17 protein-coding genes are annotated in these 17725 nt (G+C 64.0%); 12 read left to right on the top strand and 5 right to left on the bottom strand.

Annotated elements, in window-relative coordinates; genetic code table 11:
* From EN964_RS05435 to EN964_RS05415, 5 genes are all read left to right on the top strand, one after another.
* Nucleotides 1-1244 (top strand): ABC transporter permease (locus EN964_RS05435; RefSeq protein WP_164775740.1); only part of this gene is annotated, 1244 nt, incomplete at its 5' end.
* Nucleotides 1245-1257: 13 nt separating this feature from the next.
* The gene (locus EN964_RS05430; protein WP_027036215.1) at nt 1258-2064 is read left to right on the top strand and encodes an SDR family oxidoreductase; all 807 of its coding nucleotides are present in this window, start codon (nt 1258-1260) and stop codon (nt 2062-2064) included.
* Between the two features lie 11 nt (nt 2065-2075).
* A complete protein-coding gene (locus tag EN964_RS05425; protein ID WP_127268275.1) occupies nt 2076-3023 on the top strand; it encodes a 3-hydroxyacyl-CoA dehydrogenase in 948 nt (315 codons plus the stop codon).
* Complete coding sequence (locus tag EN964_RS05420) at nt 3020-3982, top strand: 3-keto-5-aminohexanoate cleavage protein (RefSeq protein ID WP_127268274.1); 963 nt, start codon at nt 3020-3022, stop codon at nt 3980-3982. Before EN964_RS05425 ends, EN964_RS05420 begins: the two co-directional genes overlap by 4 nt.
* 47 nt (nt 3983-4029) lie before the next feature.
* Nucleotides 4030-4908: an SMP-30/gluconolactonase/LRE family protein gene (locus EN964_RS05415; protein ID WP_127268273.1), complete on the top strand. Its 879-nt coding sequence runs from the start codon at nt 4030-4032 to the stop codon at nt 4906-4908.
* Nucleotides 4909-5038: 130 nt separating this feature from the next.
* On the opposite strand, the gene EN964_RS05410 is transcribed toward EN964_RS05415, so the two are convergent.
* Complete coding sequence (locus EN964_RS05410; protein ID WP_127276230.1) at nt 5039-5800, bottom strand: GntR family transcriptional regulator; 762 nt, start codon at nt 5798-5800, stop codon at nt 5039-5041.
* 150 nt (nt 5801-5950) lie between these two features.
* Between EN964_RS05410 and EN964_RS05405 the strand changes: the two genes are divergently transcribed.
* The 6 genes from EN964_RS05405 to EN964_RS05380 all read left to right on the top strand — a co-directional run bounded on the left by EN964_RS05405 (nt 5951) and on the right by EN964_RS05380 (nt 12444).
* A complete protein-coding gene (locus EN964_RS05405; protein WP_127268271.1) occupies nt 5951-7198 on the top strand; it encodes an enolase C-terminal domain-like protein in 1248 nt (415 codons plus the stop codon).
* 62 nt (nt 7199-7260) lie between these two features.
* Complete coding sequence (locus tag EN964_RS05400) at nt 7261-8337, top strand: ABC transporter substrate-binding protein (RefSeq protein ID WP_127273121.1); 1077 nt, start codon at nt 7261-7263, stop codon at nt 8335-8337.
* 16 nt (nt 8338-8353) lie between these two features.
* Nucleotides 8354-9841 carry a sugar ABC transporter ATP-binding protein gene (locus EN964_RS05395; protein WP_127271120.1) on the top strand — a complete coding sequence of 496 codons (1488 nt, stop codon included), beginning with the start codon at nt 8354-8356 and terminating at the stop codon, nt 9839-9841.
* 61 nt (nt 9842-9902) lie between these two features.
* Nucleotides 9903-10808: an ABC transporter permease gene (locus tag EN964_RS05390; protein ID WP_245456869.1), complete on the top strand. Its 906-nt coding sequence runs from the start codon at nt 9903-9905 to the stop codon at nt 10806-10808.
* On the top strand, nt 10805-11743 hold the full coding sequence (locus EN964_RS05385; protein WP_127269554.1) for an ABC transporter permease: 939 nt from the start codon (nt 10805-10807) through the stop codon (nt 11741-11743). The genes EN964_RS05390 and EN964_RS05385 overlap by 4 nt, the downstream gene beginning before the upstream one ends.
* The gene (locus tag EN964_RS05380; protein ID WP_164748650.1) at nt 11740-12444 is read left to right on the top strand and encodes a cyclase family protein; all 705 of its coding nucleotides are present in this window, start codon (nt 11740-11742) and stop codon (nt 12442-12444) included. Before EN964_RS05385 ends, EN964_RS05380 begins: the two co-directional genes overlap by 4 nt.
* A gap of 7 nt (nt 12445-12451) precedes the next feature.
* Here the strand turns inward: EN964_RS05380 and EN964_RS05375 are convergent, their stop codons facing one another.
* Nucleotides 12452-13468, bottom strand: coding sequence for a Zn-dependent oxidoreductase (locus tag EN964_RS05375; protein WP_127269556.1), 1017 nt, complete (start codon nt 13466-13468; stop codon nt 12452-12454).
* Nucleotides 13469-13843: 375 nt separating this feature from the next.
* Here EN964_RS05375 and EN964_RS05370 point away from each other — a divergent pair, with 375 nt between their 5' ends.
* Nucleotides 13844-15283, top strand: coding sequence for a DHA2 family efflux MFS transporter permease subunit (locus EN964_RS05370; RefSeq protein WP_127269557.1), 1440 nt, complete (start codon nt 13844-13846; stop codon nt 15281-15283).
* A gap of 107 nt (nt 15284-15390) precedes the next feature.
* Here the strand turns inward: EN964_RS05370 and EN964_RS05365 are convergent, their stop codons facing one another.
* The 3 genes from EN964_RS05365 to EN964_RS05355 form a co-directional block, all read right to left on the bottom strand.
* A complete protein-coding gene (locus tag EN964_RS05365; RefSeq protein ID WP_127272287.1) occupies nt 15391-16653 on the bottom strand; it encodes a RhtX/FptX family siderophore transporter in 1263 nt (420 codons plus the stop codon).
* Nucleotides 16650-17030: a hypothetical protein gene (locus EN964_RS05360; protein WP_127272286.1), complete on the bottom strand. Its 381-nt coding sequence runs from the start codon at nt 17028-17030 to the stop codon at nt 16650-16652. Before EN964_RS05360 ends, EN964_RS05365 begins: the two co-directional genes overlap by 4 nt.
* Nucleotide 17031: 1 nt before the next feature.
* Nucleotides 17032-17725 (bottom strand): TonB-dependent receptor domain-containing protein (locus EN964_RS05355; RefSeq protein WP_127276228.1); only part of this gene is annotated, 694 nt, incomplete at its 5' end.

Here is a 17725-nt window from a genome sequence, read left to right as displayed (position 1 = left end):
CGGTGGGTTCGGTCTTCGGCGCCTACATCCTGATGATCGTGGTGAACATCCTGCTGGTGCTCAATGTCTCGGCCTATTATGCGACCATCGCCGAAGGCACCATTCTGGTGCTGGCAGCACTTGCCGGCTCCATCTCGCATGCATCGGTGCTTGCCGTGCAGCTACGCGCCGCGCGTGCCCGGCTCGCCGCCTGGCGCGCCGGCATACTGCCCTCGCAACTCGAGCGCGTGGACCGGCGTCTCAAGACCGCCGAACCAGCCCATGCCCAGCGCAGTCCGGCGGCGCCGCGCCCTGCCTTCCACCTGCGCAACGCGGAAACGCTGCGTTATGCGCTGCCCGCCTATGTCTGCCTGCTGCTCATCGTGGTCGTCACGCAGGTCTGGCTCGGCCGCGCCATCCTCAATCCGGGGTACTGGAATTCGCTGCTGGTGCTATCGTCCTTCCTAGCCGTCCTGGCGCTGGGGCAGGGAACCGTCATTCTGACCGGTGGCCTCGACCTCTCCGTGCCGTGGACGATCGGCATCTCCGGCATCATCCTGGCCGGCATGGTCAACGGCTCCGACGCCGCCCTTGTCTACGCCTTGCCGGTCGTCCTGTTGATGGCCTGCGCCATTGGCTTCGCCAATGGTTTCGGCATCGTCTATCTCGGCATCTCGCCGATCGTCATGACGCTCGCCACCAACGGCATCCTGCAAGGCTGTGCGCTGCTCTATTCGCAGGGCACGCCGGCCGGTTTTTCCTCGCCGATGCTGCGCTGGGTCATGACGGCCAAGCTCGCCGGCCTGCTGACTCCAATAGTGCTGCTGATGGTCGTCTTTGTCGTCGCGGCGGTACTGCTGCTTGGCCGCACCCCGTTCGGACGACGCGTCTACGGCATCGGCAATGGGCTACGCGCGGCGCGCTTGTCGGGCATCGGCGTCGAGCGCACGCTGATCCTGGTCTATATGCTTTCGGCCGTCTGCGCGGCTGTTGTCGGCATCATGCTGACCGGCTTTTCGGGTCAGGCAAGCCTTGGCATGGGCGACGACTACCTGTTGCCGTCGATCGCTGTGGTGGTGGTCGGCGGCGCGCTGATCACCGGCGGACGCGGCCACTATCTCGGCATGCTCGGCGGCGTGTTGTTGCTGACCGCACTGCAGATGCTGCTCGCCGGCACCACGCTTCCCTATGCCACGAGGGCAATTCTTTACGGACTGGTCGTTCTGGGCGCCGTCATGGCGCTGCGCGAACGGCGGCTGCAATGAGAAGGACAGGACCATGAGCACAAGGGCGCCGGCATCGGCGGACGAATTTTTGACCGGGCTGAAAGGCCAGCGCGTGCTGGTCACGGCGGGCGCCGGCGGCATCGGGTTTGCCATAGCCGACACGCTGTCACGCCTCGGCGCTCGCATCGTCGTCTGCGATGTTTCCGACGAGGCGTTGGCCGCTGCTCCCGGCAAGATCGACCTTGTCGCTGCGGTCAAGGCCGATGTCTCGCGCGACGAGGATGTCGACCGCCTGTTCGAGGCGGTCGAGAAAAAACTCGGCGGGCTCGATGCGTTGATCAACAATGCCGGCATTGCCGGGCCGACAGGCGGTGTCGACGAGATCGACCCTTCCGACTGGCGGCGCTGCATCGACATCTGCCTGACCGGCCAGTTCCTGTGCGCTCGGCGCGCCGTGCCGCTGATCAAGGCGGCGGGCGGTGGTTCGATCGTCTCGATGTCGTCTGCCGCCGGCCGCCATGGCTACGCCTTCCGCACACCCTATTCGGCGGCCAAGTTCGGTGTCATCGGTTTCACGCAGAGTCTCGCCAAGGAGCTCGGACCGCACGCCATCAGGGTCAACGCCATCCTGCCCGGCATCATCGAGGGGCCCCGCATCGAAGGTGTTATCTCGGCGCGCGCCAAGCAGGTCGGCATCAGCCACGAAGAGATGACGGATCGTTATCTCCAAAACATCTCGCTGCGCCGCATGACCAGCCCCTATGATGTGGCGTCGATGGTCGCCTTCCTGCTCTCCGATGCGGGGATCAACATTTCCGGCCAGTCGCTCGGCGTCGACGGCAATGTCGAAACACTTTGAGGAGCCTATCCATGGCCAATGTCGCAATTGTCGGAAGCGGGTTCATCGGGCGGGCCTGGGCAATCAGCTTTGCCCGCGCCGGCCATGATGTGCGGATGTGGGACCAGTTGCCCACTGCCACGGGTGGCGCCCGCGACTACATTGCCGGCGTGCTCGGTGATCTCGCCCGGAACGACCTGTTGCGGGGACAGGCGGTCGACGCCGTGCTCGGCCGGATCACCATTGTCGCCGAGCTGGCAGAGGCGCTGGCTGGTGCGGTCCATATCCAGGAGAACACGCCTGAAAACCTCGAGGTGAAGCGGGAGGTGTTCTCGCTGATCGACAGCCTTGCCGATCCGCAAACAGTCATCGCCAGTTCCACCTCGGCGCTGTTGCCGTCGAAATTCACCGACCATCTGCAAGGGCGGCAGCGCTGCCTGGTCGTGCATCCGATCAACCCGCCCTATCTCATTCCGGCGGCCGAAATCGTGCCGGCGCCATGGACGTCCGCCGAGACGGTCGAGACAACCCGCGCCTTCCTCATCGACGCCGGTCATGCGCCCCTGGTGATGAACCGCGAACTCGACGGCTTCATCATGAACCGCCTGCAAGGCGCATTGCTGGAGGAGGCTTTCCGGCTTGTCGCCGACGGCTACGCCAGTGTCGAGGATGTCGACATCGGCATCCGCGACGGGCTGGCGCTGCGCTGGTCGTTCATGGGTCCATTCGAGACCATCGATCTCAATGCGCCTGGCGGCGTGCGCGACTATGTCGAGCGTTATCAGGGCATCTATTCCAACATCTTTCCCCAGACGCAGCGACGCGTCGACTGGGCCGGCAAGGTCATCGACACGGTCGAGGCTGATCGCCGCAAGCGACTGCCACAGCAAAGCCTGGGCGACCGGCAGGTGTGGCGTGACCGCCGGCTCATGGCGCTCGCCGCCCACAAGAGAAAATCGGATCAGGAGTTCGGAGAATGACGCAAACCAGCCGCAAGCCGGGGCCTGCACAGACCAAGGGCAAGGTCATCATCACCTGCGCGGTGACAGGTGCCATCCACACGCCGACGATGTCGCCTTATCTGCCGATCACGCCAGACCAGATCGCCTCGGAGGCGATCGCGGCTGCCGAAGCCGGTGCCGCAATCCTGCATCTGCATGCGCGCGATCCGGAAACCGGCAAGCCCGACCAGACGCCGGAGGCCTTCGCTCGCTTCCTGCCGCGCGTCAAGCAAGGCACCAACGCCGCCATCAACATCACCACCGGTGGCAGCCCGTACATGAAGGTCGAGGAGCGCGTGCGCCCGGCCGCCCAGTTCAAACCGGAAGTCGCCTCGCTCAATATGGGCTCGATCAATTTCGGGCTCTATCACCTCGCCGACAAATACGAGACCTTCAAATTCGACTGGGAAAAGCCGCATCTGGAAGCGACCCGCGACCTCGTCTTTCGCAACTCGTTCAAGGACATCGAGTACATCCTGGCGACCTGCTACGACAACGGCACGCGCTTCGAGTTCGAGTGCTACGACATCGCCCATCTCTACAACCTCTCGCACTTCGCCGACCGCGGGCTGGTGAAGCCGCCTTTCTTCGTGCAGTCGGTGTTCGGACTGCTCGGCGGCATCGGCACCCATCCCGAAGACGTCGCCCATATGAAGCGCACTGCCGACCGGCTGTTCGGCGACCAGTTCCGCTGGTCGGTTCTCGGCGCTGGCGCCAGCCAGCTGCGCATAGCCGCGCAATCGGCAGCGCTTGGCGGCAACATCCGAGTCGGGCTGGAGGACAGTCTGTGGGCAGGCAAGGGCAAGCTTGCCAAATCGAACGCCGAGCAGGTCTTGCTGGCCCGCAAGATCATCGAAGGGCTCGGCATGGAGGTGGCGACGCCCGACGAGGCACGCGAAATCCTGTCATTGAAAGGCGGCGACAAGGTCGCTTTCTGAGGCGGCCCGAACAATCGCCGCGAGACGCAAAAACGGAGGAGGACGGCATGAAGATCGAAGTCGTGGTGGACGTGAAGACCACGCTGGGCGAAGGACCGCTGTGGGACGTCGAACAGGAACGACTCTACTGGATCGACAGCTTCGACGGGCGCGTGTTTCGGGCGACCGCCGACGGACGCGAGATCCGGTCATGGGATGTGCCGATGAAGATCGGCTCGATGGCGCTGCGCAAGGACGGTAGCGGCGCCGTGGTGTCGCTGCAGCGCGGTTTCCATCTGCTCGATTTCGCCTCCGGCGATGTGACGCTGATCCACGATCCCGAGCCGGACAAGCCGATGAACCGGCTCAACGACGGCAAGGTTGACCGGCGCGGCCGCTTCTTCGCTGGCTCCATGGACACGATGGAAGAGGGGCCGTCCGGCGGGCTCTACCGGCTCGATCCGGATTTCTCCGTCACCCGGATCGATTCCGGCATCATCTGTTCCAACGGTCCATGCTGGAGCCCCGACGACCGCACCTTCTATTTCGCCGACACCTGGACCGGCGAGATATGGGCCTACGACTACGACATCGCCACCGGTGTCGCCACCAACAGGCGTACCTTCGTGCGCGTCGACACGAGCCGGGGCGGTGCGGCGGACGGCTCGACCGTCGATGCCGAGGGCTATCTGTGGAATGCGCTGGTCTATGACGGCCGACTGATCCGCTACGCCCCCGATGGCAGCATCGATCGCATCATCGACATGCCGGTCAAGAAGATCACCAGCGTCATGTTCGGCGGACCGAAGCTCGACACCCTCTACGTCACCTCGATGGCCAAGCCGCCGCTACCCCGTTTTCCCGGCGACGGCGTTTTGCGCGGTAGCCTGTTCGCCATCACGGGCCTTGGCATCAAAGGCGTTGCGGAACCGCGCTTCGGCGGCTGACGCCAGGCAAGCGAAGCGCCCGTAGCATACGCGCATCAGGCCTTGGCGCGCAGGAATCCCTCATTAAGAATGTGGCAGCACGTCCGAGGCGTCTGCTCTTCACCCAATGGCACAATGAGCGGTCGACGGATCATTGGCCAAAGAGGTCCGGGCGGGCCACGTTGAGCCGTTGAACCGTGCGAAGCACTTCGCGCAAATGCGCCGCCATACGCGCGCCTGCCTGCTTTGCCTCGCCGGTCTCCACGGCCTCGAAGATCGCCACATGCTGAGCGAGCAGCGTTTCGAGGTGGCCGGGCTCTGGCAGGCTCAGATAGCGCACACGGTCCATCTGCAGCTTGACCACCTGGATCACCCGCCAGCTCTTGGGCAGGCCGGCCTCTTCGCAAAGGCTGCGATGGAAGCCCTCGTCGAGCTCGAGAAAAAGCTCGCGGTCGCCCTCGGCCACTGCCTTGGCCTGCTGGGCAAGGTTCACCCTGCCTGCCGCGATGAAGGCGCTCGAACCGTGGCCGGCCAGCTTCTGCACGACGGAGACTTCGAGTGCCTCGCGAATGAACTGCGCTTCCTCGACGTCACTCAGGCGGATCGGCGCGACGAAGCTGCCGCGACGCGGCAGGATGTCGATCAGCCCTTCATCGGCAAGCCGGATCAGCGCCTCGCGCACCGGTGTACGGCTGACACCGAGCTGCTGGGCGAGGTCCTGTTCGCTGAGCGCCTCCGACGGCAACATCGCCAGCGTCGTGATGGCGCGGCGCAGGCGCTCGTAGATCTGCGGCGAGATCGGCATGCGATTGTTGACCGGCTCCAGCACCCGCGAGGGGTCGCGCTGACCGGCGTTCTTCAGCCTGGCAGCATTGCCTGAAAACCTGGTCGCCCCCGAAAGCTTGGTCCCCATGACGAATCCGTTGCTGTGAATGGCGCTGCACTGCTCCGGTCATGACACCACGCACGTCCCAACTCAAGCGGCAAGCAGGATTGACGCTGTATTGACATACTACCATGGTAGTGTGTATGACGCCGGCAGGCTAGGGGGAGAGGAGCCGGCATGAAGATCACGGACATCAAGGCGACCACCATCACCGTTCCGCTGGAAGCAGCATTGCGGCACAGCAACGGTACGCATTGGGGACGCTTTGTCCGCACCGTGGTCGAGGTCGAAACCGACGAAGGCATTGTTGGGCTCGGCGAGATGGGCGGTGGCGGCGCCGGCGCCGAACTCGCTTTCGCCGGGCTGAAATCCTACCTGGTCGGCCATGACCCTTTCGATCTCAACCGGATGCGCTATGCCATCTGCAATCCGACGGCGTCGCTCTACAACAATCGCACGCAGCTCCACGCAGCGCTGGAATTCGCCTGTCTCGACATTATCGGCAAGAAGCTCGGCGTGCCGGTCTACCAATTGCTTGGCGGGCGCGTGCGCGACCGGATCGGCTTCGCCTCCTATCTGTTCTTCCGTTATGCCGACCGCCGCAGCGGCAAGGGAGAGGTCCGCACCATCGATCAATTGCTCGAGCATGCCCGCGCGCTCAAGGCCGAACATGGTTTTCACGCCCACAAGCTCAAGGCCGGCGTGTTTCACCCCGACTATGAGCTGGAGTGTTTCAGGGCGCTCGCCGCCGAATTTCCTGCCGACACGCTGCGCTACGATCCGAACGCCGCCCTGTCGGTCGAAGAGGCGCTGCGTTTCGGCCAAGCCATTTCCGATCTCAGGAACGACTATTTCGAGGATCCGACCTGGGGCCTTGCCGGCATGCGCCGCTTGCGCGAGAAGCTCTCCATCCCGCTGGCCACCAACACCATCGTCATCGATTTCGAACAGCTCGCCACCAATGTGCGCGACCCTGCGGTTGACGTGATCCTGCTCGACACCACCTTCTGGGGCGGCATCCGCGCCTGCGTGCGCGCCGCGCAGATCTGCGACACGTTCGGTCTCGGTATTGCGGTGCATTCCTCTGGCGAACTCGGCATCCAGCTCGCCACCATGCTGCATCTTGGCGCTGTGCTGCCCAACCTGGTCTTCACCGCCGACGCGCATTATCACCACCTTGCCGACGACATCATCATCGGCGGCAAGATGCCCTACGAGAATGGTGCGATCGCGGTGCCGGAGGCACCGGGCCTCGGTGTCGAGCTCGATCGTGACAAACTCGCCACCTATGCCGAGCTCTATCGCTCGCTGGGCGGCTATGCCTACGACCGCGATCCCGGCCGTCCGGGCTGGTATCCGCTGCTGCCCAACACGAATTTCGCCGACCATTTGAACGATGCCGTGCCTGATCTCGGGCTGGGCTGAGATTTTTCGTTCGAAAGGATCGGCGGGAGGACGCTATGACTTTCAACCGGAGGAGAACAACAATGAGCAGGACCACAGCCTTATTCATTGCAGCCATGCTCGGCTGCACCAGCTTTGCAGCGCTGGACGCGCGCGCCGATGAAGGCGTCGCCAAGGGCGACACTTCGGCCAAGAAGATCGCCTTCAGCAATTCCTACGCCGGCAATTCCTTCCGCCAGGTGATGATCAAGAGCTTCGAGGAAATGGGCGCCAAGGCCGTGGCCGACAAGCAGATCGCCGCAACAGCCGTCGTCAGCTCGAACAATTCGGTGACCGAACAGGCCAGCCAGATCGAGAACCTGATCCTGCAGGGCTACGACGCGATCATCGTCCTTGCCGGCTCCGACACCGCACTCAACGGCGCCATCAAGGATGCCTGCAATGCCGGTATCACGGTCGTTGCCTTCGCCAGCGGCGTCACCGAGCCTTGCGCCTATGTCGTCGACTACAACCTTGACTCCTATGCCAAGGCAGAACTGGATTTCATCTCCAGCAAGCTCGGCGACAAACCGGCCAACATCCTCGAGATCCGCGGTATGGCCGGCGACGGTTTCGACAAGCGCCTGCATGAGGGCGTCGAGAAGGCGATGAAGGCGCACGCCAGCTACAAGGCTGTCGGCGAGGTCTATGGCCAGTGGACGGCGACCGTGGCACAAAAGGAAGTGTCGGGCATCCTGCCGTCGCTGCCTCAGGTCGATGCGGTGCTGACGCAGGGCGGCGACGGCTATGGCGCGGCGCAGGCATTCAAGGCCGCCAACCGGCCGCTGCCGATCATCATCATGGGCAACCGCCAGGACGAATTGGCGCTGTGGAAGCAGGAGCATGATGCCGGCGGCTACGAAACTTTCTCGCTGGGCGCCACGCCCAGCGTCTCGCAGGTCGCGTTCTGGGTCGCGCAGCAGATCCTGGCCGGCAAGCAGGTGCCGAAATTCGTCGAGGTGCCGCTCCTGCAGATCAATCAGCCTGACCTCGACGCCTGGCTGAAGACGGTTCCCGCAGGCGGCGTTGTCAATGCCGAATATCCGCAGGAGCTAGTGGCCAAGATCATCGACGCCAACGTAAAGAAAGAACCTCTGCCCGGCGTACCCGCGCCGAAATGAGCAGCATGGCCGAATGATGAACGATCCCACGTCGCCCAAAAAGGACGCAGCAGAGAGAGGCGATGCTGACAGCCCTCTTGTCGAGGTAGGCAATGTCCGCAAGAGCTATGATGCCGTGCATGCCTTGGGCGGCGTGGATTTTCATCTGAACCCCGGCGAGGTCGTTGGCCTGGTCGGTCACAACGGCGCCGGCAAGTCGACGCTGATGAACGTGCTGGCCGGCACCATCGAGCGCAGCAGCGGCAGCTTTCGCGTCGGCGGACGTGAGATCGGTGCCTGGAGTGCGGCCAGTGCCCAGCAGGCCGGTCTGCGCTGTATCTTTCAGGAACTGTCGCTCTGCGCCAATTTGACGTCGGCGGAAAACACCCGCATCGTGCACAGGTCCTTGCGTGGGTTGGGCTGGCGGCGGCGCGCGCGCCAGGTAATCGGTCCGGTGCTGGACGAGATCTTCCCTGGCCACGGCATCGACCTCGACAGGAAGGTCGCCGACCTGCCGATCGGCGAGCGACAGATGGTCGAGATCGCTCGCGCCTTCACGCAGACCAGCATCAAATTGCGCGCCGTCATTCTCGATGAGCCAACCTCGGCGCTCGGCCATGAGGCGACGGAGCAACTGCTCACCCACATTCGTCGTGCCGCCGGACGTGGTATCGCCTGCATCCTGATCACCCATCGACTGAACGAGATCCTCGCCGTCTGCGACCGCACCGTCGTCATGGTCGACGGCAAGGTCGTCGCCGAGCGGCCGACCGCCGGCCTGTCGCGCGCCGCGCTTGTCGAATTGATGGGCAGCATCGAGCGGCCCCGCGATCGCTCCGTAGGCAAGGCGTCGTCGGTGCAAGCTCCGGTTATCCGGCATGCCGGCCGCGACACCGCTGATCTGACCATCGAAGTCGGCAAGGGCGAGATCATCGGTTTCGCCGGGCTCGACGGCCACGGCCAGCGCGAGCGGCTGCGCGCGATGTTCTATGCCGCGCGCCGGCAGCGCGAGGCCTTGCCGGGTGCCTATGTTGCCGGCGACCGCGGCTCTGAAGGCGTGTTCTCACTGTGGTCTATCGCCGACAATCTGACCATCCGCAGCCTGAATGCGCTGACGCGGGGCGGCATGATTTCAGGCGCCGCCGCTCGCAAGCTGGCCGAGACCTGGTCGGAGCGGCTCAAGGTAAAGGCGCCTTCGATCGACACGCCGATCATGTCGCTGTCCGGCGGCAACCAGCAGAAGGTGCTGTTCGCTCGTGCGCTGGCGTCGGACGCCGAGGTGATCTTCCTCGACGATCCGATGCGCGGCGTCGATGTCGGCACCAAGCAGGAGGTCTACCGGCTGATCCGCGCGGAGGCCGAGAACGGACGCGCCTTCGTCTGGTACACAACCGAACTCGAAGAGCTGACCAATTGCGAGCGCATCTATGTCTTCCGCGAGGGCCGCGCCGTGACCAGGCTGGAAGATGAGGCCATCGAGACCGGCCGTATCCTGCAGGCGTCGTTCGGAGGCGACCATGTCTGACGCGGCTGCCCGAGTTCCGGCCCGTTCTCCTTCCAATCCGCGTTCGGCCTTGCTCAATGCCATGCAGGTCGGCCTGCCGGCTATCGCGCTGCTGGTTATGCTGGCCATCATCTTCAGCATCCGCCCGGCGGCGATGAGCTATTTCGGCTTCCATCTGCTGTTCAAGCTCTCGGTGCCGCTGGTCTTTGCCGCGCTGGCGCAGATGATGGTGATCATGCTGGGCGACATCGACCTGTCGAACGGCGCCTTTGTCGGGCTGATCACCTGCGTCACGGCGCTCTATCTCGGGGACGCGCCGGCAATCGCGGCGCTGTGCTACATCGTCCTGATCGCCGCCTATGCCGGTTTCGGCCTGCTTATTCATGCCCGGCAATTGCCCTCGATCATCGTGACGCTGGGCATGTCCTTCATCTGGCTCGGCATCGCCGTCATCCTGTTGCCGGCACCGGGTGGCTCGGCACCCGCATGGCTTGCCGCCTTCATGAGCTGGCAGCCGCCTTTGATGCCGCTGTCGATCTGGCTGGCGGCACTGGCGGCGCTCGCCGGCCATCTCGTCATCTCACGCTCCTCCTATGGCGTGGTGCTGCGCGGCGCAGGCGGCAATCCGCGCGCCGTCGAGCGCGCCGGCTGGTCCGTTATCGGCATCCGGGTCGCGGTCTATGCGGTCGCCGGCCTGCTCGCCTGTCTGGCCGGGCTGACGCTGACCGGCCTCACCACATCGGGCGACGCCAATGTCGCGCCGGCCTATACGCTGCTCGGCGTCGGCGCGGTGATCCTCGGCGGCGGCGCCTTTACCGGCGGCGTCGTCTCGCCGGTCGGCACGGTGGTCGGCGCTCTGACGCTGTCGCTCGCGGGCTCGCTTTTGTCTTTCCTGCAGGTGCCGCCGACGTGGCAGATCGGCGCCCAGGGCGTCATCCTGTTTCTCGTGCTGGCCGGGCGCGTGCTTTTGTCGGAGCGGACGCGATGACCCGGAGATTGAGCCTCGCGCCGTGGACCTACGGCTTCATCGTGGCGCTCGCAATGTGGCTGGCGACGACAGCCTATTCGGGCATCGGCAGTGCCGGCGCCACGTTGTCGGGCGCGCTCGCCTTCGGTGCCTTCAGCGTGGTGGTGGGAACCGGGCAGATGTTCGTGGTCGCTTCCGGGCCGGGCAATATCGACCTGTCCGTGCCATCCGTGCTGACGCTGGCCGCCTATGTGTCGATGACGGTGATGCAAGGGTCCGACGGCATGCTGCTGCCTGGCCTGCTTGCAGCACTTGCCGTCGGCGCTGTCGCTGGTGCCGCGAACTTCCTTGCCATCGTCGCGCTCAGGCTGCCGCCGATCATCGCGACGCTCGCCTGGAGCTTCGTCTTCCAGTCGCTTGCCTTCAATCTCGGCGGCCAGGCGACGCTGAAGCCGCCGGCAGGCCTTTCCCGGTTCACCTCGATGAGCCTTGGCGGTGTGCAATTCATGCCGATCGCGGTGATGCTGCTGACGCTGGCCGCCATGATCGCTCTCAAACGCACGGTCTGGGGCCGGCAAGTGCTGGCCACCGGCCAGAGCGAACCGGCGGCGCGGCTTGCCGGCATCAACGTCGCACGGGTGCGGTTGATTGCCTATATGCTGTGCGGCACGGCGGCGGCGCTCGCCGGCTTCCTGCTTGCCGGCTTCAGCGGCGGGGCAGCACTCAACATGGGTGACGCCTATCTGATGGAATCGATCGCCGTGGTGGTGCTTGGCGGCACCAGCGTCGCTGGTGGGCAGGCCAACGCGGTAGGCATATGGGGGGCTGCGTTGTTCTTCAACCTGATGTCTACCATGCTCAACACCTTTGGCATCCAGGCAGGCGTGCGCTTCCTTTTGACCGGCGTGCTGATCATCCTGATCGTCGTTCTCGTGCCGAGGCCTCGCGTCAGATGACATCCGCCACTGACACGCTCGCCAAGCTGTTCGAAACAGAGGCGGTTTCCTTCGTCGATTTGACGCATCCGATGAAGCCCGGCATGCCGGTGTGGCCGACGCACCCGCATTACTGCCAGGAGATGGTGGAATCCTATGACCGCGGCGACGTCGCCTGCAACCATGCGTTGGCCATGAGCGAGCACACCGGCACGCATTTCGACGCGCCGGTCCATTTCATCCGCGGCGGTGCTGCCATCTCCGGCATTCCGGTCGAGCGTTTCTTCGGCCGCATGGTGACGATCGATGCGCGTGGCTGTCAGCCCCGGCAGGCGGTCGAGCCGGATTCTATCTTTGCTTTCGAGGCCGAACATGGCCGCATACGGCAGGGCGACGCCGTGTTCTTCCATTTCGGCTGGGACCGGCTCTGGGACGATCCGGCTGCGTTTCTCGCCGACTGGCCAGGACTGTCGCCGCAAGCAAGCGAATTGCTGGTCGAGCGCGGTGCGCGCATCGTCGGCTCGGACTGCCTGTCGATCGATTGTTTCGGCAGCGAGGATTTCCCGGCGCACAATACGTTGCTTTCAGCAGGCATCCTGATCGGCGAGAATTTCGCACGGCTTGGTGACTTGCCGCCTTGGTGCTTCCTGATCAGCTTGCCGCTGGCGATCGAAGGCGGTAGCGGATCACCGCTGCGCGCCGTCGCGCTGGTCGAGGGCTAATTCCGGCTTACGAGAAGTCCAGCTGAACCTTGAGCGTTCGCTCCGGTTCCTTCTCGATCAAGTTGAAGGCTGCGCGTGCATCGGCCGCCGCGAACACCTGCGTGATCATGCCTTGCGGATCGAGCCGCTTGTCGGCCAGCCATTCGACGACGCGCGGCAACAGCCGGCGGTTCAGGCGCGAGCCGACGATGGTCAGTTCCTTGCGCACCACTTCCTGCTGGCTGAGGTTGGATGGGGCGTCCGAAAAGCCGAGCAGGCCGATGCGGCCCGCCGGGCTGGCCAGCCGGCAAGCCTCGTCGAGAAGTGCGGGAATGCCGGCGCCGTCAATGACCAGCGTCGGGCCAAGACCGTCATTTTCACCGCGCACCGCGGCCGGCACGGGATCGCGCACAGAGTGGATCACCCTGTCGGCACCGAAGCGGAGCGCTCGCTCCAGGCGGGCTTCGTCGATATCGGCAACGATGCACCGTGCGCCCTTGAGTTTGGCGACCTGCAGGACAGTGACGCCGACCGTGCCGGCGCCATAGATCAGCGCTGTGTCCTCGGGTCCGCAACCGGTACGATCGAGCACATTGGCGGCGATGGAAAACGGCTCGGCCAGTGCCGCCAGCCCAAACGGCATATCCCTTGGAACCGGTATGACATTTGCCGCCGGCACCGCGACGAAGGCGCGAAAACCGCCGTCGCGGTGAACGCCCATCACTTCGAGGTTGGCGCAGACATTGGAGCGGCCGACCCGGCAGGGATAGCAGTGGCCGCACGACACCACGGGATCGACCACCACACGGTCTCCCGTCGCAATGCCGGTCACATTGCGTCCGAGCGCTGTTACGCTGCCGGCGAATTCATGGCCGATGATACGTGGATAGACGGCGAACGGATTGGAGCCATGCAGGATGTGAATGTCGGAGCCGCAGATGCCGGCACGGCTGACATGAACGACGACTTCGCCTGCCCCGGGCTGGGGTATCGTGCCCTGCCGGACTTCCAGCGACTGCGGCGCGCGAACGAGAACTTCAAGCATGGCCTCACCACTTGTATACTAGTCGACAAGTGGCTCAATCTCGCTGCTTCGTCAAGCGCTCATGGCGGCTGTTAGACAGCCTCTTACCTGACACGTTGCGACACGAAATCGGAACTGGCGTTCACTGAAACGCAAATGCCCTGGCGTCCGCAGTTTGGACGCTCAATGCGCTGTCTTGCCGGTCTCCTCTCGAAGGGGCGGGCAGTCAAAATTTGTTGACTTCCATCAAGGAGGAAATGACTACCGCTTGCCTATCCGTCGGACCATAAGACAGGCTGTGCGATCGGGGCCTCGGCCGGCTTGCCGCACGGAAGGCGACCTTGCCTTTGAACGCGGACGCGCCATCTGGAATGGGGCAGCCGCCTGCATGACGGAATGGCAACAGCATTGGAACAGCCTCAATTTGCCACCGAGCGCGATCCGAGGCTGAGACTGATTATTCCAATCATCGTCGCCATCGCCTTTCTGATGGAGCAGCTCGATTCCACCATCATCACCACCGCGATCCCTGCCATCGCGCGCAGCCTCGACACGACGCCGGTCAGGCTGAACCTGGCGATCACCACCTACATCCTGACGCTGGCCGTATTCATTCCCGTCAGCGGCTGGTTCGCCGACAGGTTCGGCGCACGAAAAGTGTTCGCGCTCGCGCTTTTCACCTTCACCCTCGGCTCGGCGCTGTGCGGCATGGCCAACAGTTTCGGCATGCTTTTGGCGATGCGCGCCCTGCAGGGGCTGGGCGGCGCCATGATGACGCCGGTCGGGCGGCTGATCCTGCTGCGCAGCTTTCCGCGCAGCGGGTTGATCACCGCCATGACCTACATGACCTTGCCCGCCATCATGGGGCCTGTGATCGGGCCGCTGCTCGGCGGCCTGTTGACCACCTATGCATCGTGGCGCTGGATATTCTATGTCAACGTGCCTTTCGGTTGTCTCGGCATTCTGGCGGCGCTGCGCTTCGTCGACGATTTCCGCGAGGAGGCGGTGCAGCGCTTCGACTTCGCCGGGTTCCTGATGGTGGGATGCGGAGTCGCGCTGCTGCAGTTCGGACTGGAAAGCATCGGTAGGCCGATCATCTCCGTTTCGGCGACAGCGTTGGTGTTGGCCGCGGCGATCCTGCTGCTGCTCGCCTTCGGGCGCTATGCGCGCCGCGTCGTTGCACCGGCAGTCGATCTGACACTGTTTCGATTTCGCTCGTTCTGGGTCGGTACGCTCGCAGGCGGCCTGTGCCGCGTTGGCCTCAACGGCGTGCCTTTCCTGTTGCCGCTGATGCTGCAGGTCGGCTTTGGCATGAGCCCGGTCACCTCGGGCTCGCTGACATTCGTCGGCAGCTTCGGCGCCTTGCTCATTCGGCCGCTGCTGTCGCCGCTGTTGCGGCGCTTTGGCTTCAATGTCGTGCTCATCGGCAGCGCGGTGGTCGGCTCCGCCGCTGTCGGGGGCTTCGCCTTGATCGAAGCCGATACGCCGCACTGGATGATCGGCCTTTACGTCTTTGTCTTCGGGGTCATCCGGTCGGCGCAGTTCATGACCTCCAACACGCTGTCCTATGCCGACCTGCCGGACGACAAGCTCAGCCGCGCCACCAGTCTCGGCGGCGTCCTGCAGCAACTCAGCGTTTCCCTGGGCGTTTCGATCGCCGCCATGGTGCTGGGCCTTGTCGCAGGAGAAACCCGCATCGTGACAGCGGAACGCTTCCACCAGGTGTTCCTGCTGACCGCGGTCATCCCGCTGCTGTCCGTCCCCGGCTTCCTGTACCTGCGTGCCGAGGACGGCGTGCAGGTCAGCGGCCATGTTCGACCACGAAATTCTCGTTGACGCCGCGCCTTCGGCTGTCCTGGAGACATCGAGCCCGCCTGTCTGCCTGGCTGCCACCAATCGGCCCGGACCAGCTCGTGGCGCACGATGTCTTCCATGCTGGAATTTCAGGCGAAGTCCGCTCCCGCGCTTTTCTTCGAGAGCCGCGAAAGAAGGTGAACAGTCAGCACGACGGCCAGACCGGAGACGAGCGTCGAGAGGGTGAAAAGTGCGCCATAGCCGATGCGGTCGGCGATCGCACCGGCCATCATCGAGCCGATCAGGTAGATGATGATCTGGGCGCAGGACAGAATGGTGAAGTCCGTTCCAGGCTGATCTTTCGATGACACCGCCATGAACAGGCTGTAGAGCGCCACAATCTCCATATAGCGGATCAAGGTCTGAAACCCCGCCGCTCCCAAAAGAGTCCATATGCCCGTGATTTCGCCGGCCGCATGCAGGGCAAACAACAGGAAGCAGATCGTGCGCAAGGCGCCGAGCAGCAGCAGCGTTCGGCCGGCGCCGGAACGTCGAACAAGCATGGCCGCTATGAAGGATCCGGCAATGCCGGCCGTCGCCGCAGAAATACCGCTCAGATATCCGATCGCCGACAGCGGCAATCCGACGTCGACGAGATAGGATCCCTCCATGGATTTCACCAGCCCTTCGCTCGCCCGGTAGGTCAGTGCGATCATCAGGACGGTCACGGCTTCCGGGCGCTTGAGAAAGCTGGAGATCGAAGGTTTCGCCCGCGGTTCGGCGTTTTTTGTAGCGGTGTCCTCCGGCATGAAGGCGATCGCAATCAATGGCAGGGCTGAGACCGCCGCGATCGTCAGCACCATCGCCTGCCAGCCGACCCAGCCATAGAGAAGCAGGGAAACGGTGCCGCCGACGATGACGCTGAGTGCGACCGCTCCGCCCTGGATTGCGTTTCCAACGGCGCGATCCTCTTGCCTCAGGGCGAGCGTGGCATAGCCGTCGGTTGCAATGTCCTGCGTCGAGGTCAGCACCGCGATCGCGAAACCTATTGCGAATATGGCTTTCAGATTGGTCGGTTCCACAAGGGCGAGTGCCGCTATGGCGATCACAGTCCCGATCTGCGTGGGAAGAATCCATCCGCGGCGGTGCCCGATCGCCATCGGCCTGATCCGATCGACGAGCGGTGCCCAGAGGAATTTCACCGTCAGCGGGATCATCAGGACGGCAAGCATGCCGATGGCCGTTCTCGACACGCCAAGCTCGCGCATGATCGGCGGCACCGCGGCGACCAGGAGATAACCCGGAATACCCTGGGCGAGGTAGAGACCCGCCAGCACGGCGAACAGCCGCAAACGCTGCCAATCCCGCCGCTCTGCCGGCCGGCTGATGGTCTCGGATGCGAGCCCGCTCATGGCCGAACTGCCTTGTCGAGATGTTTGGCGGCGAACTGCCGCGCTTCCTCTCTGTCGCTGGTGACGTGGACCGGAATAGCCCAGAGCCGCTCGAACGATTGCCGCGATCGTGGGTTGGGATTGTCACGCACCAGTGCCAAGGCCCGGCATGCGCTGGAGATGCGCTGCCGCGTGGCCTTGGCCCATGCGGCCTGACGGACTTCCCCCTCTCGGGAGAGATGAGTGCTGCCGGCAATATCCACCACGATGGCATAGGGTCCATCGAGGTTGCCGATCCGGTCGAGCGCTTCGAGGTAGTCGGCCTCGTCGGTTGCCGCGTGCGGAGGGTAGAGGCGCAGGTCGACGATGCCGTCCTTGTGCATCTCGAAACGAACCATCTCAGAAGGTGACCTTGTAGCCGAGCGATACCATGCGGCCGAAACCATTGACGACATTGTTGCGCGTGGCGCTAGCTGTCGGATTCATGTAGTTGGTGTCGAAGACGTTCTCGACGCCGACACTGAGATCGCCCTTGCCGACCTTGTGGCTCGCAAGGATATTTACCAGTGCCGCGCCCTTGATCTCGGGTACGGTCGTTATCTTGTCCCGGCTGGTGAAGAACTGGACCTCGCTGCGAAGATTGAGGCCGTTGTCGAAGACATAGGTCCCGTAGACCGTGCCGTGCACCGGGGTCGCTATCCTGTTGTTCGGCAGCCACGCATCGATATTGCCATCGCCGTCATTGTCGTAGCGCCCCTCGGTATAGCCAAGGAGGCCACCGACGGTGAGGTTGCCGGTCAGGTTCCACCATGCGGTGACTTCGACGCCCCAGATTTCCTCCTTCTGCTGCGACACGCGGTTGGAGGCGATGTCGTAGTTCACGCCTTGGTCGGAGGTGGACAAAAAGGCCGACAGCGAGCCGCCATAGTCGACATCGCCGCCGCGAATGCCGATCTCGTAATTGTTGACGACCTGAGGGCTGGGAGCGATGTCAGCGTAGCTGACCGTATAGTCGGGTGCGCCTGCGCCGGGACATGCCAGCGCCCCGTAGGCGTCGCACAGTTCGGCACTGCTGTTGGCGCCGGCTCGCCGC

Source organism: Mesorhizobium sp. M7A.F.Ca.CA.001.10.2.1, from assembly GCF_003998575.1.
Lineage (GTDB): Bacteria > Pseudomonadota > Alphaproteobacteria > Rhizobiales > Rhizobiaceae > Mesorhizobium.
The sequence above is the reverse complement of the archived record's forward strand: the minus strand, read 5'-3'. Positions and strand labels throughout refer to the sequence as shown.